Annotated in this window: 20 protein-coding genes; 11 read left to right on the forward strand and 9 right to left on the reverse strand. The window is 63.8% G+C overall.

Going from position 1 to position 25,950, the window contains the following annotated elements; translation table 11 throughout:
• Positions 1 to 34 precede the first annotated feature (34 nt).
• Entirely contained in the window at positions 35 to 835 is an 801-nt protein-coding gene (locus AAGD32_04525; protein MEM8873506.1) for a hypothetical protein, read from the forward strand.
• Positions 836 to 917: 82 nt separating this feature from the next.
• A complete protein-coding gene (locus AAGD32_04530) occupies positions 918 to 1,454 on the forward strand; it encodes a hypothetical protein (protein MEM8873507.1) in 537 nt (178 codons plus the stop codon).
• A 25-nt stretch (positions 1,455 to 1,479) separates the two neighbouring features.
• Here AAGD32_04530 and AAGD32_04535 read toward each other — a convergent pair whose 3' ends face one another.
• On the reverse strand, positions 1,480 to 2,463 hold the full coding sequence (locus tag AAGD32_04535) for an AEC family transporter (protein MEM8873508.1): 984 nt from the start codon (positions 2,461 to 2,463) through the stop codon (positions 1,480 to 1,482).
• Positions 2,464 to 2,469: 6 nt separating this feature from the next.
• On the reverse strand, positions 2,470 to 3,678 hold the full coding sequence (locus AAGD32_04540; GenBank protein MEM8873509.1) for a PQQ-binding-like beta-propeller repeat protein: 1,209 nt from the start codon (positions 3,676 to 3,678) through the stop codon (positions 2,470 to 2,472).
• A gap of 242 nt (positions 3,679 to 3,920) precedes the next feature.
• Between AAGD32_04540 and AAGD32_04545 the strand changes: the two genes are divergently transcribed.
• Together AAGD32_04545 and AAGD32_04550 are read left to right on the forward strand one after the other, a co-directional pair.
• Entirely contained in the window at positions 3,921 to 6,092 is a 2,172-nt protein-coding gene (locus AAGD32_04545; GenBank protein MEM8873510.1) for a DUF5996 family protein, read from the forward strand.
• Between the two features lie 120 nt (positions 6,093 to 6,212).
• Complete coding sequence (locus tag AAGD32_04550) at positions 6,213 to 6,638, forward strand: NADH-quinone oxidoreductase subunit A (protein MEM8873511.1); 426 nt, start codon at positions 6,213 to 6,215, stop codon at positions 6,636 to 6,638.
• A gap of 178 nt (positions 6,639 to 6,816) precedes the next feature.
• Here the strand turns inward: AAGD32_04550 and AAGD32_04555 are convergent, their stop codons facing one another.
• Complete coding sequence (locus AAGD32_04555; GenBank protein MEM8873512.1) at positions 6,817 to 7,413, reverse strand: hypothetical protein; 597 nt, start codon at positions 7,411 to 7,413, stop codon at positions 6,817 to 6,819.
• A 391-nt stretch (positions 7,414 to 7,804) separates the two neighbouring features.
• Between AAGD32_04555 and AAGD32_04560 the strand changes: the two genes are divergently transcribed.
• A complete protein-coding gene (locus tag AAGD32_04560) occupies positions 7,805 to 11,050 on the forward strand; it encodes a calcium-binding protein (GenBank protein MEM8873513.1) in 3,246 nt (1,081 codons plus the stop codon).
• Between the two features lie 6 nt (positions 11,051 to 11,056).
• On the opposite strand, the gene AAGD32_04565 is transcribed toward AAGD32_04560, so the two are convergent.
• Entirely contained in the window at positions 11,057 to 11,671 is a 615-nt protein-coding gene (locus AAGD32_04565; GenBank protein ID MEM8873514.1) for a BglII/BstYI family type II restriction endonuclease, read from the reverse strand.
• A 114-nt stretch (positions 11,672 to 11,785) separates the two neighbouring features.
• Between AAGD32_04565 and AAGD32_04570 the strand changes: the two genes are divergently transcribed.
• Entirely contained in the window at positions 11,786 to 12,667 is an 882-nt protein-coding gene (locus AAGD32_04570) for an MT-A70 family methyltransferase (protein ID MEM8873515.1), read from the forward strand.
• Between the two features lies 1 nt (position 12,668).
• On the opposite strand, the gene AAGD32_04575 is transcribed toward AAGD32_04570, so the two are convergent.
• The gene (locus AAGD32_04575; protein ID MEM8873516.1) at positions 12,669 to 13,517 is read right to left on the reverse strand and encodes an alpha/beta hydrolase; all 849 of its coding nucleotides are present in this window, start codon (positions 13,515 to 13,517) and stop codon (positions 12,669 to 12,671) included.
• Between the two features lie 82 nt (positions 13,518 to 13,599).
• On the opposite strand from AAGD32_04575, the gene AAGD32_04580 reads away from it, so the two are divergent.
• The gene (locus tag AAGD32_04580; GenBank protein ID MEM8873517.1) at positions 13,600 to 15,681 is read left to right on the forward strand and encodes a glycosyltransferase family 39 protein; all 2,082 of its coding nucleotides are present in this window, start codon (positions 13,600 to 13,602) and stop codon (positions 15,679 to 15,681) included.
• Here AAGD32_04580 and AAGD32_04585 read toward each other — a convergent pair.
• The 3 genes from AAGD32_04585 to AAGD32_04595 all read right to left on the reverse strand — a co-directional run bounded on the left by AAGD32_04585 (position 15,670) and on the right by AAGD32_04595 (position 21,249).
• Positions 15,670 to 17,520, reverse strand: coding sequence for a hypothetical protein (locus AAGD32_04585; GenBank protein ID MEM8873518.1), 1,851 nt, complete (start codon positions 17,518 to 17,520; stop codon positions 15,670 to 15,672). The two genes, AAGD32_04580 and AAGD32_04585, sit on opposite strands and share 12 nt — an antisense overlap.
• Before the next feature lie 27 nt (positions 17,521 to 17,547).
• A complete protein-coding gene (locus AAGD32_04590) occupies positions 17,548 to 19,206 on the reverse strand; it encodes a hypothetical protein (GenBank protein ID MEM8873519.1) in 1,659 nt (552 codons plus the stop codon).
• Between the two features lie 192 nt (positions 19,207 to 19,398).
• Complete coding sequence (locus AAGD32_04595) at positions 19,399 to 21,249, reverse strand: calcium-binding protein (GenBank protein MEM8873520.1); 1,851 nt, start codon at positions 21,247 to 21,249, stop codon at positions 19,399 to 19,401.
• Positions 21,250 to 21,553: 304 nt separating this feature from the next.
• On the opposite strand from AAGD32_04595, the gene AAGD32_04600 reads away from it, so the two are divergent.
• The gene (locus tag AAGD32_04600; GenBank protein MEM8873521.1) at positions 21,554 to 22,120 is read left to right on the forward strand and encodes an NADH-quinone oxidoreductase subunit B family protein; all 567 of its coding nucleotides are present in this window, start codon (positions 21,554 to 21,556) and stop codon (positions 22,118 to 22,120) included.
• A 22-nt stretch (positions 22,121 to 22,142) separates the two neighbouring features.
• Positions 22,143 to 22,766, forward strand: a complete 624-nt coding sequence (locus AAGD32_04605; protein ID MEM8873522.1) for a Uma2 family endonuclease — start codon at positions 22,143 to 22,145, stop codon at positions 22,764 to 22,766.
• On the opposite strand, the gene AAGD32_04610 is transcribed toward AAGD32_04605, so the two are convergent.
• Positions 22,767 to 23,438: a hypothetical protein gene (locus AAGD32_04610; protein ID MEM8873523.1), complete on the reverse strand. Its 672-nt coding sequence runs from the start codon at positions 23,436 to 23,438 to the stop codon at positions 22,767 to 22,769.
• Between the two features lie 134 nt (positions 23,439 to 23,572).
• Between AAGD32_04610 and AAGD32_04615 the strand changes: the two genes are divergently transcribed.
• Positions 23,573 to 25,300, forward strand: coding sequence for a M3 family oligoendopeptidase (locus AAGD32_04615; GenBank protein ID MEM8873524.1), 1,728 nt, complete (start codon positions 23,573 to 23,575; stop codon positions 25,298 to 25,300).
• Complete coding sequence (locus AAGD32_04620; protein MEM8873525.1) at positions 25,297 to 25,950, forward strand: phosphoribosylanthranilate isomerase; 654 nt, start codon at positions 25,297 to 25,299, stop codon at positions 25,948 to 25,950. The genes AAGD32_04615 and AAGD32_04620 overlap by 4 nt, the downstream gene beginning before the upstream one ends.

A 25,950-nucleotide genomic window follows, 5' to 3' on the forward strand; every position in this document is an offset into this window, starting at 1 on the left:
TGAAACCGGATCGGGACTCGGCTACGCTCGGCGTGTGGCCGATGAAACCGACATGTCGACCGATGCCCCGTCCGACACCGACGCCGACACCCGCGCCGCCGACGCCCCGCCACGTCGGCTGACGAGCAAGGCCAAACGCCGGGCGTGGGCCGAGAGCTCGGTCCGCCTTTGGCTGGTCCTTGCGGCGGTCCTGGTCATCATCGCCGGCATCTTCGTGGCCACCAGCGTCGGCGACTACCTCGACGAACGCGACCTGATCCTCAACGGCGAGAAGAAAATCGCCACCGTCGTCACCATCCAGGGCGATCGCGGCCGATACGACATGCCGCGTGAACTGGTTCTGCCCGCCGAGGTGCAATTCGAACGCGACGACGGCTCGCTCTACACCGAGCGGATCAATCTCATCAGCCGGCCCGGCGAAATCGTGAGCGTCGGAGACGCGATCGAAATCCGCATCCGCCTGCGGGCCACGCGCTACGAAACCACCGACCGGCTTGAACCCCCGCCGTTGTTGGAAAAGTTCCTGCCGCTGCCGATCCTGCTCGGCATGGCGGGCGTTTCGTTTGCCTTGGCGTCGGTCCGCCGGGGCGCGATCGTCGGCCTCGCGACCCATGGCGAACGCCGCACCGCGCGGGTCGTCGAGCAGAAGACCTCGCCCCTGGCCCCCGCGAGCAAGTTGCTGCGTTTTCATTACGCCGACGACGATGCACGGCGGGTTCATGGACTGCTCCACCCCAACCCTGCACCGGCCAAGGGCGAGAGCTTCGACGTGTATGCCCGCCCGGGTAAGCCCGGCAAGGCGGTCGCGGCCGATCTGTACCCGACCGAGATGTGACCCGAACATTTTCCGTTTATTCACCTTGACAGTATCGGACGCATGCCCGAACATCAACCGCACTCGAACGGAGATCGCGGCCATGATGACGGCGAAGCAGATTGAACGGTGGTGGCGAGCCCAGCGGTACGGAAAACTCCTGGCCGGTATCACGGCCGGGCGAACCGGGCCGGCGTACGACCGACTGACACGCAACCCCACGCCAACCGCCGCAGCCGCACTGGGGCTTGTCCGACTTTGCGAACTAGGACAACAGTTCGCACCGATCACAGGGCTGTTGGTGCGCGAGCTTGTCGAAAGCCAACGGGCCGACGGCGGCTGGGGCGATGATGTCGCAGTGACAGCGGCGGCCGTGCGCGGCCTGATGCTCACCGGCGGCGGAATCTCGGCCGAGCGAGGTGTGGAACACCTCCGTCGTGTGCAACGCGAGGACGGCCCTTTCCCCGACCCGGCAGTGCGGCGCATGCCGGCCCACGGAGAGGCGACCGCCGCGGTCGTGGGGCTGCTCGTGGATCTGCCGGTGGACATCGACCTCGACGCCGCCTTGGACTGGCTCGGTCGCGACGGGAAATCGGTGGACGCGTGGCGGGTTCGCCGGGCGATGCTGGCGTTGAACTAACGGCGTCCGTCCGCAGGTGGCGGGTTCACAACATGAACACGAGCCAAAGCGGTGTCGTCACGATCGAAAGGAGCACCGTCCCCAAAACCGCACGCACCGCCGTTGCCGTGTCAGCCCCGTACAGCCGACAAAGCACGATCGGAAACAACGCACAGGGCATCGACGCCTGGATCACGATCGCATCACGCACGGCGTCACGCTGACCCTCGGTGACATCCGTCAGGAGATACGCAGCCCCCACCATCATCACCGGCAACACGCCAAGCCGAATCGCCGAAGCCCCGACGATCGTCGGCAAGCCACGCCGGAAGTCCGCCTCGTCCCAGGCCTCCGCCACCGAGCCGCCGATGAGGAACAGAACGACCGGAATCGCCGCCCCGCCGATGAACGTGCCGGTGCTCAGAATCCAGTCGTTGATGCGTGGCGCGGTTTCGGCCAAACCATCGGCTGCGCCGGTGAGGTTCATGATCAGCACGAGCGCGACCGTGATGAGCGGTGCGTTGAGCAGCTTCTTCCACGAATCCCGCTGGAAGTGCCCGCTGGCGAGCATCACGCCGATGGACCAGAACGCGATCTCGACGCCGATGTTGTGAACGAAGATGGCCGGCACCGTGTCCGGATGCACGAGCCCGGCCGACCCGAGCGCGGTGGCGAGCGGGATGGGCAGGAAGCCGAAGTTGAACACGCCGACCACCAGCGCGAACGCCCGGCGTGATCGCGGCTGCGTCAGCCCGAGCCAAGGTGATGCGAGGTATGCCACGGCAAAACCCACCACGAGCGAGCCGAACCCGATGGCCGGCGCGACCGCAGCCGCGTCGGGCATGTTGCCGAGTAGTTTGGAGATGATGAACGCCGGGAACAGGACGTTGATCACCAGCCGCATCATCGGCACGTCGACGCTCGACGAGAAGAACCCGTAGCGTCGCAGCAGAAAGCCGCCGGCCATCGTGCCGTACACGGTGACCACCGCCGGCAACAGCGTAAGCAGTGTCGGCAGCTTCTCGCCCATGGAAGATTACAACTTCTGTCCGGTGCCGCCGGGTCTGAGGTTGGCTCGGGCCCGAACCACCTCGCCATCGCGGGTAACGGCATAAATCGTCGCGTCGTCAGTGTTCACTACCGCATCGACAAAGTCATTGCGGTCACTGGCAAACTTGACCGCCCCAGTGTTCTTGTCGAGCCCGAGCAAACGGCCATCGTTGCCAAGGGCGTAGACGTGTTTGTCGTCCTCGGAGATGAACAGCTTCGCCGCCGAAGCGGACCAGACCGGCTCACGCACGATCTGACCGGACGCCTTGTCAAGCGCGGCAAGCCCGAGACCGTTGACCGGCTGGTACACCATGTCGTCCGTGACGGCCGGCGGATGTTCCAGCGGCGAGCCGGCGTAGAACCGCCAACGCAACGAGCCGGAGTTTCGGTCGAGAACGTACAACTGCGTGTCGTCGCTGGCGACGTAGAGCCCGAAATCATCGGCGACCAAGTCGACGGTGTTACCGGCGAAGGTCTCGAAGTAGCTCTCGTTGAGCGCGGTGTTCCAGACCGCCGTCTGCTTGTCGACCGAGATGGCGTAGACACGGCCTCGGTCGCTGCCCTGTACCACGCTGGTCGGCACGAACACCACGCCATCGAACACGACCGGGCTGGCGAGCACTTGTCCGAACACGACGCGTCGCCAGTCGATGTTGCTGTACGGACGCAGCGGGTCGATCGCGCCGACCTGTCCGGCGACCCCGCTGGCGGCCACGCCGGCGTAGAGCATGCCGTTGGCTTCGGCAGCGGGCCCCGTCACGGCGAAGTTCAATGTCGCCGCCGAGAGCGACTGACCACCGGTCGTGATCAGATAGATGTTGGCCGCCGACGGGAATGCGATGAGATCGTCAGCGGGCGCCGTGGTGGCACTGCCGGTCCGCTCAATCAACACCGGCGGCTGCAGGGTTTCGCCCTCGTCCACGATCGGCCGGGCAAAGGTGAGCGTCCCGCCGCCAGCCGTGAGCGAGTAAGCCCGGTTGACCGAGTCGGTAAGCAGGACATGATCGCCGAGCAACTCGAGATGGACCGGTTGGGCACCATCGAGCCGCAGCGGCGCGGACCACTCCGCAACGAACGATCCGGCCGGCAAGACCTCGACCACGTCGGCCGACAGGTCGTCGTCGGACGAAGGGGCCACGCATCCGCCGAGGCTGATCCCGGCGACGACAACCCCCGCAGCGAGCAGGGATTTCAAGCCAGCGGCCCTTAGTTTGAACTGTGAATCGGCATGCGAGCGATCAGACAACGTCACCGGTGGACTCCTTCGTTATCCCAGTGGGGTGCGGGCACGGGCATCCGGACGCGGGTCCGATCCTCGATCATGCCCGCAGTCGGCGGGACGATCAGCGTAACCGGGCTGGCCGCAAGCGGCAAATGAGCAGCCTCCCCACCGCCAACCGCAACAAACACCCCCGACGACGATACCGTGCGTGACGCATGGCAGGCCACTGGTCCCCATCCTTCTCGCCTTCGATCTCCGCCGCCCTGCGTCGGCTGGCGATCCGGCGCACGTGGCCGATCCTTGCGTCGGCCGGCGGGCTCACGGGCCTGGGCATCCTCTCGATCGCCGCGGTCGATCCCGCCGCCGCCGGTAAGCAGGTCCAATTCCTCGTCCTCGCCGTCGCGGCACTCGGCGTTTTCCAACTCATCCACTACCGCTCACTGCTGCAATTGGCCTGGCCGATCTACGTTCTCGGGCTGCTGTTGGTCGCTTACACGGTGCTCGACAAGAAGGTGGACCTGCCCTGGGTCAACCCGGTCAAGGGTGCACGGAACTGGATTCAGGTTCCGATCATCGGCTCGCTCCAGCCGGCCGAGATCCTCAAGGTCGGCTTCATTATGGTGCTCGCGGGCTACCTGCGGTTTCGTGATGATCAGCGGACGCTCAAGGGGTTGCTCGTGCCGGGGTTGATCGGCCTGTTCCCGGTCGCGCTGATCCTGCAACAGCCGGACCTCGGGACGGCGTTGGTGTTCATCCCGACACTCGGCGCGATGCTGTACGTCGCCGGGGCAAAGGTGCAGCATTTCCTGCTGGTCGCGGCGGTGATGGGGGCGGTCCTGCCGGCGGCGTGGTTCAGCGGGATGGACCTGCCGGTTTTCCGCAACATGCCAGCCTTTGTGAAGGACTACCAACGTGACCGCGTGCTGGCGATGTTCAAGAGCGACGAGGAAACGCTCATGAACACCGGCTTTCAGCAGCAGTGGGCGCTGGCCGCCATCGGCACCGGCGGCGTCTTGGGCAAGGGCGTTCACGACGTGCCGGCCGGGCGGAAGGTGCCCGAAGCGCACAACGACATGATCTTCGCGCTCGTCGGCGAACAGTTCGGCCTGTGGGGCGCCGGGTTGGTGATCGGGTGCTATTTCGTGTTGGTCACGACGGGCTTTCTCGTCGCGATCGACAGCCAAGAGCCGTTCGGTCGCCTAGTCGCCGTCGGCATCGTCACGCAACTCGCGGCCCAGGCGGTGCTCAACATGATGGTCGCGCTCAAGATCATGCCGGTGACCGGGATCACGCTTCCGTTCGTCAGCGCCGGCGGCACGAGCCTGATCGCCAGCTACATGGCCGCGGGGATTTTGCTGAACGTCGGGCAGTACCGGCCGCGAAGTCTGGCGCGGGAGTCGTGTGAGTTCTGTCCCAAAGCCCACGCCGTCAGCCGTGGGCGTTCGGTCGCGGTCGATTACAGTCACGCCATGTCCTTACCTGCCCTCCCGTACACCGACTGGAAAGACACGAAACAAACGCTGCACCTTTACACGCAAATCGTCGGCAAGGTGCGGATGGCTTTGTGTCATCCGCAGAATCACTGGTGGCATGTGCCGTTGTATGTGACGCCGCGTGGACTGACGACGGGGCCGATGCCGTACGAGGGGCGGACGATCACAACGATGTTCGACTTCCGCGACGACGAACTCGTCACCGAGTGCAACATGAACGGTTCGCGAGTGATCGACTTGGGAATGCGAGGCGATGTCGCCGAACTGTACAAGTTCTACATGGAGTCGCTCTCCGAACTGGGCGTCGACGTGGACATCGTCGCCAAGCCGTACGAAGCGCCATGGGCCCCTGACCACTTCACCGAGTGCAGCGACTTCGCCAGCAACGATGGGCTCCACATCTCCCGCTGGCATCGCATCCTCTGCTGGGTCGAGCAGGAGTTCTGGAAGTTTCGCAGTGCCGACGGCATCGGTTTCCTCGGCAAAGTAACGCCGCCGCACTTGTTCTGGCACTCGTTCGACCTCGCCCTCACCCTCTTCTCTGGCCGGCCCAGCGGGAAGAAGCCGAGCGACTTCCGCAATCCGCAGGACGCCGAGGCGTACAGCCATGAGGTGATCTCCTACGGCTGGTGGCCCGGCGACGATGACGTGCCCGACCCGCACTTCTACGCCTACCTCGCCCCCATGCCCGACGGCTTCGCCGACACGAAACTCCCGCTCGGGGAGATCGGTGACAACGGCACCGCCCTGCTCCCCTACGAAACCGTCCGCACCGCCGACGACCCGTCCGCGACGCTGCAAAAGTTCCTCGCCGATTTCTACGACGCCGCCACGAAAGCCGCCAACTGGCCGGCGTTGAAACGCACCGGCCCGTTCCCGCCGGATCCGAAATGACGAAGCCCGAGCTCCCGAATAGCGGATGAAACCCGAAGGCCGAAGTTTATTCATTCGGATTTCGGGAACTCGTCATTCGGATTTCACCACAACGTGTTTCCCCGCTATCCTTCCGCCCGCATGCTCAACCCCACCGAAATGCCCACCGGTGCCGGCAACTGGTTGCCGATCGCGTTGCTGCTCGTCGTCGCGATCGGCTTCGCGGTATCCAACATCGCAGCCTCGCTCATCGTCGGCCCCAGCCGCGAGGGTGACGGTAAGTCCACCACCTACGAGTCCGGCATGCTCCCGGTTGGCAACACCCGGCAACGGTTCAACGTTCGCTTCTACCTCGTCGCGATCTTGTTCGTCGCGTTCGACGTCGAAGTCGTGGTCATGTACCCATGGGCGACGGCGTTTGCCCAGGCATTGCAGGCCGACAACGCCGGCGTCGCCGCCGCGAGCGGTCTGGGCTTGACCATGCTCATCGGCATCGCGATCTTCACCCTGCTACTACTCGTCGGCTACGCCTACGACATCGGCAAGGGCGTGTTCGAGTTCGAGTAAATGACATCGCGAGACATCGAAGCGAGGCCTTGACGTGATCGCCAAGCAACGTGACCCGCTCCCGGAAGCATCCGAGGCCGACAAGCGTCGTCAAGCCGGCGCGCGTGCCGAGGATCAGGCCGCGTTCTACATGCACCGGGCTTTCGCCGATGAGCCGAACATTCATGTTGTTCACGACCTACGGCTGGTCGATCCTGAGCAGCCCAACCCCGACGGGTCTCCCGGTGTTGCACAGATCGATCATCTCATCGTTCACCGACGTGCCGTTTTCATCATCGAGAGCAAAAGCGCCGTTGGCACGATGACCGTCACACATGACGGCAGTGGCGGTGATCTCTGGGATCGGTCCTACAAACGTCGCCGCCAAGGCCTTCAGTCGCCCATCCAACAGGCCCGGCAACAGGGCGAGTTTTTGCGTAACCTGCTGCAACGCAACCGGGAAATGCTGCTCGGCAAGATACCGATCGGCACCCGGACGCTTTCCAAGGTGCTTGCCGGAACCGACAATCGAGGCTTCAGCCACCTGCCAATCCATGTCATCGTGGCCGTTTCCGACCGTGGTGCGGTTCAGTTCAAGAACAACTGGAAACCGAAAGCCAAGCCATTCAACCCGCATGTGACCAAGGCCGATCAAGTGCCGCAAAAAGTGCTTGACGAACTCAAGCGACATGATGGCGGCCTGCTTCACAAGCGCGAACCGGAAGACCCGTATGGGCGTTGGTCGATGAAGCGGGAAGAAGCGGTCGATGTTGTGCGGTTTCTTTTGCGAATGCACACGCCTGCCGCCCGGCCACCGGAACCACCCCCACTCCCGGCACCTGAGCAGCAGCCGATCCCAACACCCGAACCAGCCCGACCATCCGCACCTGCTTCAAGCAGCCCCACCTGCCGCAAGTGCGGCGGGACCGAACTTCAGCCGAAACCTGGCAAACGCGGCCTTTCCCCTTACTGGAAGTGCGCCTGCGGCGGCAACACACCCATGTCGCACACCTGCGCCGCCTGCGGCCACGAGGGCAGCCACAAAGCGGGCGATGTCCCCATCCATCATGTTGACGGCGAGTTCGTGCGGAAGTGCAGCAAGTGCGGGCTCTCGGAAGTCGTCGCCGCACGGCAATCGTGAGATTTCGTGACCGCTGCCATGACCGGCCGACGCGACTGTGGGTGTCATGTGCATCCACACCCGCCCCGTCGTTGAATCCCTCGAGAATCGCCGATTGCTGTCCGTGAGTGCGTCCGGCGGCATCGTTTCCGTCACCGGCACCGGCAACGCCGACGCCATCTCGACCGAGACGTACACCCGCACGTCAGATGGACGGGACATCCTGCGGGTCTTCCTCAATGGCGACTTCTTCGACTATGTGCTGAGCGACGTCGATGGCGTGAGCGTCAACGCCGGCGGCGGCGATGACATCATCGACGCGACCGCTGACATCCCCCACACCCTCAGTGGCTCGGCCGGCCGGGACAACATCTTCGGCTCACCCAATAGGGACGTCATCGCCGGCGGCTCCGACGGCGACGCCCTCTACGGCCGTGGCGGCAACGACAACATCTCCGGCAACAGCGGCAACGACACGCTCTACCCGGGCCTCGGCGACGACGACGTCTTCGGCAACGGCGGCGCGGATTTCGTCGCCTACTCCGACCTGCCCGACCACCGCATCGTCACCGACCTCGCCGACGGTGACACCGAAATCTACGACAGCAACGGCAACACCCAACGCGCCACCGACACCCACGCCGAGGTCAGCGGCGTCATCGGCACGCCCAACAACGACGACATCTTCGGCGACGACTTCCGCAACACCCTCGCCGGCGGCGCGGGCAACGACGAACTGCGCGGCCGCGGCGGCGACGACCTGCTCCGCGGCGAGGCCGGCTCCGACGACGTCTTCGGCGACGACGGCGAAGACTACTTCGAGATCGGCAACAACGACGAAGGCTACGGCGGCGACGGCAACGACCGACTCCTCGCCATCCCCGGCACCGACCAGCGCATCAGCATGTTCGGCGGCAACGGTGACGACACCCTCACCGGTGGCGAGGGCAACGACAGCCTCAACGGCGGCGAAGGCGACGACCTCATCCGCGGTCTCACCGGACCCGACTCCATCCTCGGCCAGGGCGGCAACGACACCCTCCGCGGCGAAGGCGGACGCGACACCATCGACGGCGGATCCGGCGACGACCTGCTCGACGGCGGCGGCGACTACGACATCATCTCCGGCGGATCCGGGGAGGCCGACACCGCGTTCTACGGCGACTTCACCAGCCGTGTACGCGTCGAGATCGGCGGCGGCGGACAGGGCTTCGAGGACGGACTCAACAACGCCATCGAAGCCATCGTCGGCGGCAGCGGTAACGACTCGCTCTCCACCGGCGGCAACGCCGGCGTCACGCTGGTCGGCGGCGCGGGTGATGACTTCCTCGATGCCGACAGCGTCGTCGCCACCCTCATCGGCGACGACGGCGACGACCGGTTCAACGACGTTCAGGGCGGCACCGTCATCGGCGGCGCCGGCAGCGACGACTTCTCCGCCTCGCCCACGCTCACCACCATCGATGCCAACGACTTTCCCGATGTCGAGCGCTTCTTCGGCGGACGCCGCATCTCGCGCTTCATCGGCACCGACGGCCCCGACTTCTACTCCGGCTGGCTCGACTCGTCCGACTCCGGCGTCGCCCAATCCAACATCGACGGCTTCGGCGGCAACGACACGCTCTCCGGCTCCAGTGCCGCCGACACCATCAACGGCCACGAGGGCGACGACGACCTCTACGGCAACAACGGCGGCGACCTCATCCAAGGCATGGCCGGCAACGACACCCTCGACGGCGGCTCCGCCCACGTCGGTACTTCCGACACACCGCTGGGCACCGGTGATTTCGTCAACGGCGGCTCCGGCGACGATGAACTTCGCTGGAGCATCGGTGGAAATGACACCCTTGAGGGAAGCGACGGCGATGACTTCTTCGATCTCGTCAAGAACAACACCCGCGGCGGCGACTTCCAGGCCTACGGCGGCGCCGGCAACGACCGCTTCCTCTCCGAAGGCGGCGACCAGAACACCATGAACGGCGAAGCGGGCGACGACACGTTCGAGTGGACGGAAGGCGCGATACGACTCCGTGCATCGGGTGGTGACGACGATGACGTGTTCATCGCGCCAAACCGCTCGGCAGAGCTCGCGACCCAGCCGTTCGTTAGCTTCACCGATTCGCTCAGTGGCGGTGGCGGTCGCGATACGCTCGACTACTCGGCCGAAACCACCAGCCTCGCGGTCGGCACCGCGCTCACCACCGGCCAGATCGGCATCCAGCTGCCCACCAACCCGGGTGAAGTGCTCATCCTCGGCTCCGGCAAAGACCGCTTCTTCAACATCCGCGGCTTCAGCGACGTCTTCGGCGGGCCCGGCAACGACAACCTCAGCGCCGACACCGACCCCGTTCGCTTCTTCGGCATGGGCGGTGACGACTACCTCTTCTCCAACGGCGAGGACGACCTGCTCGAAGGCGGCTCCGGCAACGACACCATGCAGGGCAACGGCGGCGACACCACCATGGTCGGCGGGCGCGGTGACGACGAGATGCGCGCCTTCGACGGCGACGAACTCATCGGCGGCGGGGCCGGTTACGACATCGTCACCTACGAAAACTGGGTCAGCGGCATCGAGGCCAACCTCGACAACGAACGCAACGACGGGCCCTCCGGCTTCACCCTCATCGACTCCACCAACGAAGAACTCCGCGGCACCAACTTCAACGACACCCTCACCGGCAGCCAACGCCCCGACGTCCTACGCGGCCTCGGCGGCAACGACCAGCTTTTCGGCGTCGGCGGTGATGACAACCTCTACGGTGACGAGATCGGTGCGAACACCAACGGTTTCGACCTCGTCGACGGCGGCAGCGGCAACGACTTCCTGAGCGGCGGCCCGCGCGAAGACACCCTTCGCGGCCAGTCCGGCGACGACACCCTCCAGGGCGGCCAAGCCAGCGACCAACTCAACGGCGGCTCCGGCAGGGACACCGGCGACTGGTCCGACCGAAATGACGCCTTCTACGTCATCAATCTCTTCGATGGCGAAGCCTCTGCGGGAGGGGCCGACTCCGGCGACCGCGACACGATTCAGTTCGTCGAGAACGTCATCGGCACCGAAGAACCCGACACGATCACCGGCACCAGCGGCGACAACCACCTCATCGGCCTCGGCGGCAACGACCGCATCTTCGGTGCCGGCGGCAACGACGTCCTCGAAGGCGGAGCCGGCAACGACTACCTCCAGGGCGATCGCGGCAACGACACCTTCACCGGCGGCACCGGCATCGACGAAATCTTCGGCGGCAGCGACACCGACACCGCCGCCCGCGACGACGAAGATACGTTCAACGATGTCGAACGGTTTGTGTGAGCGAAATCAAACACATCGGCTGGTGATTGCCACTGCCAAAAGCGGACAACCTCCGCCATCGCCCCGTGTCATCCGAGGGATGAGCTTGGTCAAGTTTGTTGTCGTCGTAGTACCAAACTTCGTCGTCTTTGGGTTCTTGGATCGGGCCAGTTCACGCAAGTCATCCTGCGTCCTCGTCAGAATCACACCCACGTCGATAATGCCTGCATGATAAAGCGCCCGATATGCCCCAATGTCACGATCGAGATTCCCATCCTTGGCATTCCATTCGACATCGAGAGCGACGCGCCCTTTCACATTGTCGACCTTGTAACCTTCGTTAATGACTTCGGAAGCTGTCACGCGCACGTCCCGTTCTCCCGCTGGCCGATAGGGCATCAGTCGCAAAGCTGACTCGATACGGGTGTCGTGGCGACCTTCACGCCAACCCAACTCACGGAATCGTTCGTCAATCCGAGCAGCTAGATCGCTCTTATTACCACCAGCGCCGGTGATGTCCGCATTACTAAGTCGAAACCACTCAAGGACGGAAATGAGGTCTTGCAGTTCCGTTGCGTTCGTTGCGGCAATAATCGCGGAAGCATTTCGCGTTTCCCGGAATTCATAACGGTCTTTCACCACGGCCGGAAAATACACTCGAAGCTCTGGGTTAGGTCCATTGCCAGAGCATAAGGAGGGGTGTCACCTGCTAGCCAATTGATCGACGTAACACAAAAGTTACACTACGCTCTGCGCATGGACGTACTCGAAGCACTGGACCGCGAACGCGACCGGCAAGGGCTGACAAAGCAAGAACTAGCAGTCCGTGCGGGATTGCAAGCTCCAGCAGTTCGACGAGTTCTAACCGGACGTGCCAATCCGACGCTCTCGACGCTCTCGATATTGGCCGACGCGCTAGGTCTTGAGATATCTCTCCAACCCGGTTCATCGACGACTTGGCAGATCACCTCGAAACATGAAGTTCTGTCACCGGTGTGCAGTGACTTGCTTGGCCTCGGGCTGCCAGATATCAGCACGGTACTCGCCGACCCGCCGTGGCAGTTCCAAAATCGCACGGGTAAGGTCGCGCCGGAGCATAAACGCCTTTCGCGTTACGACACGATGTCGCTCGACGAGATTTGCGCGTTGCCGGTTTCGCAACTCGTCACGCCAAAAGCACACCTGTATCTCTGGGTTCCGAATGCCCTGATTAATGAGGGACTGCGTGTAATGGCATCATGGGGCTTTCAGTACAAGGCCAACCTCGTCTGGGCGAAACGGCGCAAGGACGGTGGCCCAGACGGTCGCGGCGTGGGATTTTATTTTCGCAACGTGACGGAGTTGGTGTTGTTTGGCGTCCGCGGTTCGCTACGGACACGGTCCGCCGGCCGACGGCAGGTCAACATGATTGAGACAAGAAAACGCGAGCACTCTCGTAAACCTGATGAACTGTACGACATCGTCGAGGCTTGCTCGCCAGGGCCTTATCTTGAACTTTTCTCGAGACACCCACGCCAAGGCTGGCATGTGTGGGGGCACGAATCGGATCACAACGTCAAGCCAAGAGGCAAACAGCACGCCGGCTATCGCGGCGGTGAGATCAATGCCCCGCTCTTTGCGGGGTCTGGCCGGCGATAGTCTATCGCACTTCACGTATTGCCCGTTCACTGACAAGCGCAATGATGATCGCCAGTTCCGGGTCCTCCGGGTCGGCCAGCGTTCGCATGACTTGGCCGTGGTCCTCGCTGGTGGTTTCGACGGTGCGTTTCTCGACGTTCGCTGGCAGTGCTTCGAAGAGCAGGCGGGTTTGGTCGGCGGAGCGTTGGCGGCCGTCAGCGAGGATGCTTAGCCAGTGGCCGGTGACGTTTTCGGCGACGTTGTGAGCGGGCGAGGCGTCACGCCAAACAGTTTCGTCTTCGCCGAAGGCGCGACGGAAGAGGCGTTGGCCTCGTCGGCCGACGGTGGCCAGGGTGTCGATCAGGTCGTAGCCGGCCCCGTCGAGCAGGACGATGCCAGCGAGGTCAGCCGGCGAGCGGTCATGGGCCGCAAGCCAGCGTTCGTCCGCACCAAGGCATGCGATCAGATGCGCCCCGGCGGAATGGCCCATGAGCGTAATGCGGTTCGGATCGATGCCGAGTGACTCGGCGTTGTCGAAGATCCAATCGACCGCCGCGGCGACGTCCTCGACGTTGACCGGCCATTTCACGTCGGGCACGAGCCGATAGCCGACGCTGATCACGTCGACGCCGGCGTCGGTGAAGTTGTCGGCAAAAATCCTCGCGACTTCCCGCCGCCCGAACTGCCAGCCGCCGCCATGGACAAATACGACCACCGGGCGCGGGTCATCGGACTCCGCGGTGTAGTGATCGAGATGCTGACGCGGCTCAGCGTCGTCGACGTAAGCATGGGTCACCGGCTCTTTCGCCCATGAGCTGGCCGCGAAGAGCAGGACGAACACGATCGCGAGCATCGGGATGGCGATTCTCATACCGGTGCAACGGACGAACCGGGTGAATTGTTGCGGGGGCCGGTTAGTTGCAACCTGACGCGTCGGCTCCCATGATTTGAACGTGCCGACTGCCCGATCCGCCTCCGCCATGCCGATCCCGCGACGCGAGTGGCTTGCATTGTTCGGGATCACGTTGCTGGCCGCAGGGCTGCGATTTTTCATGATCGACCAGCCGGCGATCTGGGGTGATGAGGCGGCGACCTGGTCACGCGTCTGCGGCACTTGGGACGAGCTGCTCGAACAGCTCGGCGAGGACGGCTTTGTCCCGATCCACTACGAAATCTACTGGCTCTTACACCAGTGGCTCGGCGAGCTCACGCCCTTCACGATGCGACTGGTCCCGGCGATCGCGGGGACGCTCACCGTGCCGGCGATCTGGTGGGTCGGTCGGCAGCTGCTCGGGCCACGCACCGGACTGCTGGCCGCCCTTCTGCTGGCGTGCTCGGCGTACATGCTCGTGTACAGCCGCGACGCGAAGATGTACGCACTGCTTTGGTTCTTCGTCACCGTGCACGTCGGTTGTCTGTTGGCGTGGGTGCGGACGCGGGATCGGCTTTGGTGGTGGGCGTGGGTGCTAGCCGGGTGTGCGATGCTCGGCACACATGCGCCGTCGATGTTCATCCTGCCGGTGGACGCGGTGATCATCGCCGCATCGTCTTGGCGGCGCGGCGACCGGTGGCCGAACCTCGCGCTCTTCGCCGGCGGCGTCGTTATCGGCGCGCTCATCATGTCGCTCGGCCCGATCAAGCACTATGGCATCGGCGACGAAAACGACTGGTACGAAGTGGAGGGTTTCAGCAAGTTCTTCGCCCAGCGCGAGGCGACCGAGAACCTCATCGGCATCTTCTGGGTCCGCGAATACAACCGCTTCCGCACCGGCGAGGACATGGTCCTGCTCAGCGCTTCGGCGTACATGACCGGCTGGGAGTGGCCAGCGCCGGAGCCGACTGACGAGGAGCTTGCGAGCTTCCGGCGACAAAACTGGGATCAAGGACAGCTGGCGATCCAATCGCACCGACGTCTGGCCGAGTGGCCCAACGATGCGCTGCGGTTTGCGACGACCGCTTTGCTCGTCGGGGCGGTTCTCGGTGCGTTGCCGTGGCCGCGAAGATGGACGGGCTTACGTAAACATCACCGCGGCGATTTCGGTCGGGGGCGTGTGGTGTTCTGGCTCGGGACGTGGATCGGCGTCCCTATCTTCGCCGCGTACTGCCTGAGCTTCGCCCGACGAGAGCCCGGCGGCACCGCGCGACTCGATCACATGATCGAGGTTGCACGCGACAACCTCGGCTCAACGCCCGGCCTGATCGCGCTCGTTGCCCTCGCGCTGTGCATCGTCGGCTGGGTCTGGCACAGCGGCAGCCGGCCCGCGACACGTGGGCTCCGCGCCGTCGGCTGGGTCGCCGGTGCGCTGGCGTTATGCGGCATGCTGATACTGACCAACTACATTATCGCCGAGCCCGAAGAGCATTCGGTCTGGATGGCACGCTACTTCGGCGTGGTCGCGCCGGGGTTTCTGCTGCTGCTAGCGTGGCTCTGGTTGCGGCTGCCTTCCAAGCCGCTGCGGGTCGGTGTGCTGGTCCTGTTCATCGCGACCAACCTCGGTCAGTTCACCGGGAGATTGCTCACCAGCGAGCCACCGACCGACCGACTCGCCACCGACGTCATCAAGTCCAAGGCCGACCCACGAACCCACGTCTTCCACGACCACGACGGCCGCATCGGCAATGGCGGCCCGGCCGGCGGTTGGGAAGGAAGCTGGTGGACGACCTTCCCGGTGTCCTACTACCTGCTGACCTTCGACCCCGACCCGCCGGAGCACGGCCCGCCCGACATCCGCGGCGGCCGCAGCGGCAACCTCATCGCCCGCGAGTACCGAGAAGCCTACACCCGCCGCAACGCCGCCCGTGAGCTGACCCAACGCGCTGACGAACTCGACCGCGTGATCTTCTGGACCAGCCGGCTAAAGCTCGTCGACGAACTGCCCGATGCCGGCACCGATGTGCGACGGATCCTCGCAAGGCGTGGATTCATGCGTGTCGAATCCGAGACGTTCGACATCATGGACCATTGGCGTTGGAGCTATTGGGCCATCGCCGAGCGCGAGGTGTGGGAGCGCCCGGACACCACGTCAGGCGAGTAGCTCTTCGACGCTGCTGTAGGTGTCGAGCACGTCGTCCTCGGCGCGGTCAAAGCCAGCGCCGCCGCGATTGTCGTCGGACTCGCCAAGACCGCCGAAGAGCGTGTCGTTGCCGCCGGCACCGTTGAGCGTGTCGTTGCCGGCTTGACCGAAGAGACGGTCGCCCTGGGCGTTGCCATTGAGGCTGTCGTTACCGTCGCCACCGAGGAGCTCGTCGTCGTCGTCGCCACCGAAGAGAAAATCGTTGCCATCGCCGCCGCGGAGTTGGTCCTCACCCCCGTTGCCGTACAGAAAATCGTCTCCGACGTCACCCTCCAGCACGTCGCGCACGTCACCACCGCGCAGGGTGTCGTTGCCGGCATCACCGTTGGCCGTTACCTGGCCGACACCCGCCGCGAGCAGCAGCTCGTCGTCGCCTGCACCTAGCTCCACACGAAAGATCGCGGTCGGTGGCGGGAAGGACTGAATCTCACCGTTGGCTCGGACGACATAGCGACCATCGCTCGCGCGAATGGAGACGCGCACGGCGTCAGCGTCTGCACTGCCGGTAACGACAGCGATGCTGCTGCTGCGATCGACCGTAACGCCGCCGCTGGGGCCGGTGCGACCGATGCCGGTCTGTATCAGCCCGATCAACGCATCGCCCCCGTCGGCCGGTGTCTCGTCGACGTGGACGACGCCGCTATCGCTCATGACGATCGGGCGTCCCTCGAACTCCGTGAAGCCGTTGAAGCCGTATGTGAGGTCGACCTCGCCGTTGGCGAGGTAGCGGGTCGATGCGAACGGCACCGGCTCGCCGTCACGCAGGCCGACCAGTGTCGTCTCGCCCGAGAAGTTCAACTCCCCGCCGATCGCGTAGACGAAGTCGGTCATGTCTTGTAGGAACTGCCCGGTCGGCAGCATGAAATCTTCGAACACCTCCGCAACCAGCACCGCCTCGAACGACGTGCCCGGGGACGTGACGTCGCTGTCGATCGCCTCGTCGGACACGATACCGATAAGCGCGCGGACGCCGTCGATAGTCTGTGCGAGGTCCAGCACACGCGAGCCGGTGACCGACAGGTCGACGAAGCTGTCGAAACTGCCGGCGACGGTGGGAATGCGGTCGGGAGCGAGGCGGTAGACGAAGGCATGTTCGATGCCGCCATCGAAAGTCGTGCCGCCGATGAACGCGGTGTCGTCAGTCTGGAACTCAAGGTAGTCGAGACGTCCGTCGGCGGTGATGATGGTCGTGGTGAGCGTGGCCGAACCTGCCTGCGTGACCTCGCCGAGGACGACGGTGTCGGAGGCGTCGATACCGCTGTAGCCGATGACGCCGTTGTCGGCGAAGTCGAGGTTGAACGCGGTCACGCCGGCGGGAATCGCGAATCGACCGTCGGTATCGAAGTCGCCGATGAGGTTGCCGTCGATGTCGAACAAGCGGATGAACTGGCTGCCGCTCTCGACGGTGAGCGTGGCGATGCGGCCGGTGGCTCCGTCGAACGTCGCGTCCTGCAGTTCGACGTCCAGCCCCAACGCGACGTCGAGGTCGAGCCCGCCGCCATTGCCGAAGTCGGTCACGAGCCGGCCGCCGATGTCCATGCGGACGAGCTTGTCGTCGTTGAACCGCAACAACGTATTGCCGAGACCCGTGTCAGGATCGGTAAACTCGCTGAAGTCGGCGGCGGTGTCGGCGATGATGTCGCCCGGACCGAATCCCGGGATCGCGCTCTCGCCACCAACGCCGAAGATGGTTTCGGCTTGGCCGGCGAACAGAAGTCGGCGAACCTCGAGAGGCTCGATCATCGAATCGGAAGTACGTCTCATCACCATGTCCTGAACCACGCGAACAACGAAGGGCATGCCACCCGATATCGGCCAAACCCTGGGTCAAAGCAGCACTTCGACCGAGAGATAAAGGTCGTCAAGATCGTCTTCGACAGCGCTATCGGTGCCGCCGGCACCGTTGAGGGTGTCGAAGCCACCATTGCCCAGAAGGGTGTCGTTCTGTGCGTTGCCGTTGAGGCTGTCGTTACCGGCCCCGCCTTCGAGATAATCACGGTCGTTGCCGCCGAAGAGGAAATCGTTACCCGCCCCTCCGAAAAGATTGTCGCGGCCAAGGATGCCGTAGACGAAGTCGTCGCCCGCGCCGCCCAGCAACACATCGTCCGCAATACCGCCACGAATCGTGTCATTCCCGTCGGCACCATCGGCGAAAAGCCCGAAGTCGTTGCTCGCGCCGAGCTCGATCAGATCATCGCCGCCCTTGCTGAGAACGTCGATGCTGCGTCCGCCGGAGGTGGGGAAGGAGCGGATTTCGCCGTTGGCACGGACGACGAACCGAGAGCCGTCCGGCTTGAGCGTGACGCGGATGGCATCGCCGTCGTCGGTGCCGTCGACGCGTAGCTTGCCGTCGGCGAAGCCCATCCAAACCGGCCCAGGGAGCGCCCGTGACGACCCGCCGGTAATGCGTTGCAGTGCGACATCGTTGTCGTCAGGCGCGAAGGTGAGCACGCCGCCTTCGTTTGCCGCGAGCGGTTGGCCGGCAAGTTCGACGTATCCGCCGTTGGCATAGCCGAGGTCGATCGCGCCGGTGTCGTCGAACCGAGCCGCCCCGAAGCCGAGCGCCTCGCCGACGCGTTCGCCGAAGAGCGTAACCCGCCCCCCGCTGTCGACGCTCGCACCGGGGTAGCCGGCGACCGGCCGCGTGACGAAGTCCGTCGCGTTCGCCAGTTCGACCGTGTCGTTGTCGAACGGGTCCGCGAAAAAGTACGACTCGCCGTTGGTGTAGACCACACGCGGGTCACCGTTGGCAAGTACCCCGCCGCCGGCGTAGGTCAGTTCGATGCCTTGGGCTTTGTTGATCGTCGCGAAGTTGGCGGCGGTGTTCGAACCGGTCGGGGAAACGACCACGACCGAGTAGACGAACGACGCGCCGATGTCGGCCTTGGTGACGATGAACAGGTTGCCGCCGTCACCGCCGAAAGCGTCGAGGACTTCGATGCCGTCGACGAAGGTGGTGACATTGAGCGTGCCGAACGCCCCGGCGATGTTGCCGTTGGCGTCGTACCGGGTGACCGTGACGGCGTCGAAGCCGGTGTCGGTGCGGATGCCGACGAGATATACGTTAGCCGAAACGTCGCCGACGATCCGCTCGGGCTCGACGCCGGCCGGGAAGCTCGCCAGCCCGTCGCCACCGCCGTACGCGGCGATCACGTCGCCCGATCCGTCGATCTGTCGCAGCCCGAAATCGGTGAACAGCGCAGCCCGATCAACGCCGACCAAGACGTCGACATCGTTGACGTTTTCCAAGGTCCGAAAGAACCCGTCACCCGAAAAGCCGGTGTCCGGCCGGCCGGCGATGTCGAGCCGGGTTAAGCCGTCGTCGGTCCGGATGAGCGTGCCCGCCGCACCGAGGTCGAGCACTTCACGTAGCTCCGTCGCATCGGAATCCGGCGTGGAGATCACCGTCTCGCCCCCGACGCCGAAAATCAGGTCCGGCTGACCGGCCGCAAGCAACCGACGCTGTTCCAAAGCTTCGCACGACATACCTGTAGAACGTCGCAGGCTGGGCGTAGGTTTCAACCCAATAAATTCACGGCCAACCGCGACGAATCGCCGAGGCGGAAAACGCGACATCAAGGAGTTGCCGAAGGCCCAACGCACCACGGGATCGGACGGAGATGATCCGCCCGATCCCGTGGGGTTACGTCGTCGAGTCAGGGGGTGACCAACCCGACGCTAGATCAGCACCTCGATCGAGCTGTAGATATCATCGTCGTCATCCTCGGCCCGGTCGGTGCCGCCACCGCCGCGGTTGTCGTCGGCGCCGGAGCCGCCAAAGAGGTCGTCGTTGCCGCCGGCCCCGTTGAGCGTGTCATTGCCGGCGTTGCCCTGGAGCTGGTCGCCTTGGGCGTTGCCGTTGAGCGAATCGTTACCGGAGCCGCCTTCGAGGAAGTCGCCGCCGTCGTTACCGAAGAGGAAGTCATCGCCGGCAGCACCGAAGACCGAGTCGACATCGCCGCCGCCAAAGACGAAGTCGTTGCCGGCCCCGCCGTTGAGGTTGTCGGCAGCGTCGCCACCCCGGAGCGTGTCGTTACCGTCACCACCATCGGCGATGATCTGGCCGACGCCCTCGCGGGTGATCAGTTCGTCGTCACCGTCGCCGAGGTTGACCACGAGATCAGCGTCGAAGGGAATGGACTGGGTGACGCCGTTGCCGCGAACAACCAATCGGCCGTCGGAGGCGCGAAGTGAGACGCGGACCGAGTCGTTGCCGCCCGAGCCGTTGATGGTGGTCTGGTCGCCGGAGCGTTCGAAGGTCACCGCGCCGCCCACGACCTGCCCGGCCCCGCCTTGAAGCAGGCCCAGGATCGTGTCGTCGCCGCCATCGGCAGGCGTGGCGTCGGCGTTGATAATCCGGTCATCCGGCAGGAAGTGCGGAGCGCCGAAGAACTCGGTGAAGCCGGCCGAACCGTATGAAAGGTCGTAGGTACCCGCCGAGGTATACCGGGCCGAGGCGAACGGCAGCGGCTCACCGGGACGCAAGCCAACGATGATGACCTCGCCGGCGTCATTGATCGACGCGCCCGTCACGAACACGAACTCGGTCGGATCCTGAAGCTCGATGGTGTTGGTCTGGAAGGCGTCCTCGATGAACAGGCGGTTGCCGGTGAAGTCGAAGTTGGCCGCTTCGGGACTGCTGAAGGAAAGCCCCTCGTCAAGGCCGCGAACGACGCGGACTTGGCCGGCGACGCTGTCGATCGCGAGGACGCGATCGTGGGCCCCGGCGGTTTCATAGCTGTCAAAGTCGGTCGCGGGGTTGAACGCACCGAACTGGGTGGTCTGGAACAAACGAGCGACCTCGAAGCCATCGCCGCCGACGTCGGTGAGACCGACGAACAGCACGGCCCGCTCGTCGGAGTAGGTCGCGGTCACACCAGTGCCAACGACGCCGGCGAAGCTGCGGCTGGAGGTGAACTGGGCGGTTTCGCGGCCGTCCTCGGTGAGGACACCGATGTTCAGCGTGCCCTGAACCTCGCCGCCGGACAGCGTGGTGGTGTTGGTAAAGCCAATGATGGCCATCGAGCCGTCGGGCAGCGGATCGTTGCGGTAGACGATTCGCTCGACGACCTCGAAGTCGGTCGAGAGGACGAAGAGACCGTTGCCCTCGTTGAAGGTCGTGTCGAGATTGCCGCCGGTGTCGATGGCGCGGACGACGAAGCGGTCTGTGCCGCTGATGTTCTCCGTGCCAACGAGCGCGATTTGTTCGTTCTCGGAGTTGTACGCGGCGTCGATGAGCGTGAAGCCCGGAATGGTGGCCGAGAGGTCGAGGATGCCGCCGGTGCCGAAGCCATCAACGAGTCGGCCGCCGATGTCGAAGCGAGCGAGCTGGCTGTCCTCAAGCCGGAGAATGATGTTCTGGAACCCGGTGCTGGGGTCGATGAAGCTGGGGCCGCCGGCAACGACTTCCACGACTTCCTCGGCCGCCCCTGCGGTCGGGATCGACGTCTCGCCGCCGACGCCAAATACGGTTTCAAACTGACCGGCAAAAAGCAGGCGACGAGCTTCGAGGGTTTCGATGGTTTTCATGGTTGGTTTAGGGGGATTGGGCCTGGGACAGGCCGGAGATACGGTGCCACACTTACGAATCATGCAACGTGAATGGCGTTCGGCCAATCGGGAACGGACAATTCCCTCGTCCGAGCCGCAAGTACGACGTCGCCCGGGTCGCATTTGTTCCACGAACGCAACAAACGACCAATCCGGGTGAACCGGTGGATCACTTTGGGCCAATACTGCGGGGGCTGTTACTCCCGGGGAACCGTTTCAAACTCCCACGCATTTACCGATCCGTCCTGCACAATCAGCCCGGCTTGGCGTATGATCTGACGAGATGCTCGACACCCAGAAACTTCCCGACAACGTCCTAACCACGCAGCTCAAGAAGGTCGTCAATTGGGCACGGCGTAGTTCGCTGTGGCCGATGCCGTTCGCGACGGCCTGCTGCGGGATCGAACTGATGGCGACCGCGTCATCGCGGTACGATGTGTCGCGGTTTGGGTGTGAAGCGATGCGGTTCTCGCCACGGCAGTCGGACCTGATGATCGTGGCCGGCCGGGTGACGATCAAGATGATGCCGGTGCTTCAGCACATCTACCAGCAGATGACCGAGCCTAAATGGGTCATCAGCATGGGTGCCTGCGCTTCGACCGGCGGCGTGTTCGACGCCTACGCCACCGTGCAGGGCATCGATCAGTTCATGCCCGTCGACGTCTACGTCCCCGGCTGCCCGCCGCGGCCCGAGACGCTTATCGAAGGCATCATGGCCATCCAGCGCAAGATCGACGAGGACGGTCTTCCGCCCGCCGGCCCGCGTCGGGCTCTGAACCTCGCCGTCCAACCCAGCTACGTCCCCGCCCCGCAGCCGGTCCCGCTGTCCATCGGCGGCTCGACGGTGTAGGCGTTTCCGGTAGGATCCTCACATGCCCGCAGTGCTCGAAAATACGGACGCAGTCGTCTGGAGAGATGCGTCGTGGGCGTTCTATGTGCAAACCCGTGACGAGGTGCCGGACGCCATTCAGGTGACGTTCGATCGGGGGAGGATGGAAGTGATGTCGCCGGTTTCGTACCGCCACGATGACGACCTACGTCTGCTGACCATGCTATTGGACTTGTTCCTCTTCGAGCATCGAGTGAAGTTTCGCAGTGTTGGCGGACTAACGCTGGCTTCGCCGTTGGCCGAACGTGCAGCCGAACCTGACAATGCGTACTACATCGCCAACACACCACCGCCGGGCGGGACGCGGAACATCGATCTTGCCGTCCACGATGCACCGGACCTGATCATCGAAGTCGATCTGAGCAGCCATACGGTGAGCAAGGAGCCGATCTACGCGGCATTCGGCGTGACCGAGCTTTGGCGCTGGGAAGACGACCTCCTCACGATCCGACAACTCAACGAACAGCGAACCGGCTACGCCGATTCAGCCGAGAGTATTCTTTTGCCGAAGCTGCCAATCACCCGACTCGGCGAGCACATTCTCGCCGGCCGAGATCAGGCAGACAACAACCTGATCCTCGCGTCCTGGCAGCAGGTCATCAGCTAGTTACTTTGACTTGGCCAAGGCTTTGCGAGCTTTGTCGCGAACTTTGCGTTTCTTCTTCTGTTCCTTGTACTGCGTTTTCGGCGTGACGTGGAACGTGATCTCGGCCTTGCCGACCCGTTTGTCGCGCTGGTCGCTCTTGAACCCCTGCTGGCGGACGTCGATGTCGAGCGTGATGTTGAACTCGGTGCCCTCGGCGACGAGTTGCTTGAGATTCTCACGCGGCGTCATGCGGTAGATCGCGGGGCCGAAACACGGGCGCATGAACTGGTAGTCGAGGTGCTTGCAGACGACGGTGTAGTCGCCGCCGGCCTCGCCGAAGACGTACATGCCGCCGGCGATCTCGGTGTTGGCCAGCAAGCTCGCCCCGGCCATCGCGTTGTACCAGTTCTTATTGAACTTCTTGAACGGCAGCACCGCACTGAACTCGTTCTCGCCCTCCTGTTTCATCCGCACCCCCGACCAGAACGCCAGCGGCAGGAACAGGAAGCTGAAGATGCGATGCCAGAAATGGTCGCGGCTGGAGAGCCGACTCAAGAACGCCTCGGCACGGTCCACCCACGACGTCTCGACAGGCTTTTGCACCGGGACCGGTCGTAGCAGCCGTGAGTCGGTCACCGAAAAATCTTCGGCCACGTCTTCGGTCGGCAGTGAATCGGCAACTTGGGTTGACATCGCTCAATCGATCATACGCGAACGGCAAGCTCGGGGTGCGAAACCCCTTCACATAACGACCGGCAGGCGAACATCGACCAGTGCCAACCATTCCAGGCGTGTGAAATGGGAACTCCAAGCCCTACCCTATCGACATGGAAGCTATCCCCTCCGCCGTCGCCGCACGTCGCCGTCAACGCACCTTCGTTCCCGCCGATTTCGATGCGTCGGATTGGGGACAGATCGAACCTCTCGGTCAGCAACTGCTCGACGCCAAACTCGGCACCGCCGATGAAGCGGAGGCGTGGGTCAACCGGCTCAGCGAGCTATATGCGGCCATCGACGAATACGGCAGTCGCAAGTACATCGAGAAGTCCTGCAACACCGAAGATGAGGCGATCAAGAAAGCCTTCCTGCACTTCGTCGAGAACATCGAGCCCAAACTCAAGCCGATGATGTTCGAAATGAAGAAGAAGTACCTCGCCGCCGACGCTCGGCCGACCGGCGAGCGCTACACGATCCTCGAACGCCAGTGGGCTGCTGACGTCGAACTGTTCCGCGAGGAAAACGTCGCGCTGCAAACCGAGGAAACCAAACTCGTCACGCAATATGACGAGATCTGCGGTCGGATGGCCGTCGAGTTCCGCGGCAAGACGTACACGATGCAGCAGATGGCCAAGTTCCAGGAGGAAACCGACCGTGACACGCGGGAGGAAGCCTGGGAAGCAACCGTCAATCGCCGCATGGAGGACCGCGAGGCGATCGAGGACATCTTCGACAAGCTGCTGCCGCTGCGTCAACAGATCGCCGAGAACGCCGGCTTCGATAACTACCGCGACTACACGTTCAAAGCGTTGCACCGCTTCGATTACACCCCCGACGACTGCCACCGTTACGCCAAGGCGATCGAGCAGAGCGTGGTGCCGGTGATCCATCAGCTCGACAAGGAGCGTGTGGAGAAGCTGGGCATCGATTCGCTGCGGCCGTGGGACGCGTCGGTTGATGTACTCGGGCGTGGGCCTTTGCGGCCGTTCAACGAGGACGACATCGACGGCTTTGTCGCGACCACCAAGGGCGTCTTCGAAAAGCTTGACCCGACGCTCGCCGAGGGCTTCGATCTACTACGCCAAGCGGGCAACCTCGACCTCGACAGCCGGCACGGCAAGCAGCCTGGCGGTTACCAGGCCAACCTCGAAGAGACCGGCATCCCGTTCATCTTCATGAACGCCGCCGGCACGCAACGGGATGTCGAGACGCTCCTCCACGAGGGCGGCCATGCGTTCCACACACTGCTGTCGCATGAAGAGCCGCTCGCGTTTCTGCGCCACGCACCGATGGAGTTCTGCGAGGTCGCGAGCATGAGCATGGAGCTGCTGGCCCTGCCGTACATGGACGACTTTTTTGAAGACAGCTCGGACGCCAACCGCGCCCGGCGACACCAACTCGAAGGCGTCGCCGTCCTTGCGTGGATCGCGACGATCGACCAGTTCCAGCATTGGCTCTACACCAACCCCGGCCACACACGTGAACAGCGCGCCGAAAAGTGGGTCGAGATCTTCGACAAGTTCGGTCATGGCACGGATTGGTCCGGCTACGAAGACGTCAAGCGCTCGCTCTGGCAGCGTCAGCTTCACCTGTTCCACGTGCCGTTCTACTACATCGAATACGGCATCGCGCAACTGGGCGCGCTTCAACTCTGGCTTCAATCCAAGCGTGACCCGAAAGCCGCACTGGCCAACTACAAGCGGGCACTCACGCTGGGCGGCACCAAGCCGCTACCGGACTTGTTCGCGGCGGCGGAGTTGAAGTTCGACTTCTCCGAAACCACCGTGGCCCCGCTCATGAAGGCGGTCAGCGACGATCTCGCCACGCTGCCGGCATGAAGCGGACACGCATCAAGTTCTGTGGCATGACCCGCCCGGACGACGTGAAGTTCGCCGCCGATCTTGGCGTCGACGCGATCGGCGTGATTCTCCACGCTCCCGGCAGCACGCGTGAGATCGAGTTGTCCCGCGCGGATGAGCTCTTCCGTTCGCTGCCGCCGTTCGTCGCGCGGGTCGGCGTGTTCGTCGATGCACCCGCCGACACGATCCTCGACGCGGCCGACCGGTTGTTCCTCGACTACGCCCAAGTCCATGGTGAGCCGAGTGCCGAACTCATCCATGACATCTGCGCGGTCAAGCTGCTGTTGTCGGTCCCCGTTGACGAGAACATCACGACCGCGCTGGAGAACTGCAAGATCTTTCCCGACAAATCCCAAATCGCCGTCGCGCTCGACAGCGGCAAGGTCGGCGGCACCGGAAAGGAAGCCGACTGGAACCGAATCGCGGATCTCGATCTGGATCAATGGGCGAGCGTGATGTTCGCAGGCGGGCTCGATCCGGACAACGTTGCCGACATCGTCACACGTTTCCGCCCCAACGCGGTCGACGTTTCCAGCGGGATCGAATCCGGAGTTCGAGGCTTCAAGGACATTGAAAAGATGCTTGCATTCGTGAAAGCCGTGCGCGCCGCCGACAGCGCTAACCTGTGA

The sequence above is a fragment of the Planctomycetota bacterium genome, assembly GCA_039182125.1.
Taxonomy (GTDB): Bacteria; Planctomycetota; Phycisphaerae; order Tepidisphaerales; family Tepidisphaeraceae; genus JBCDCH01.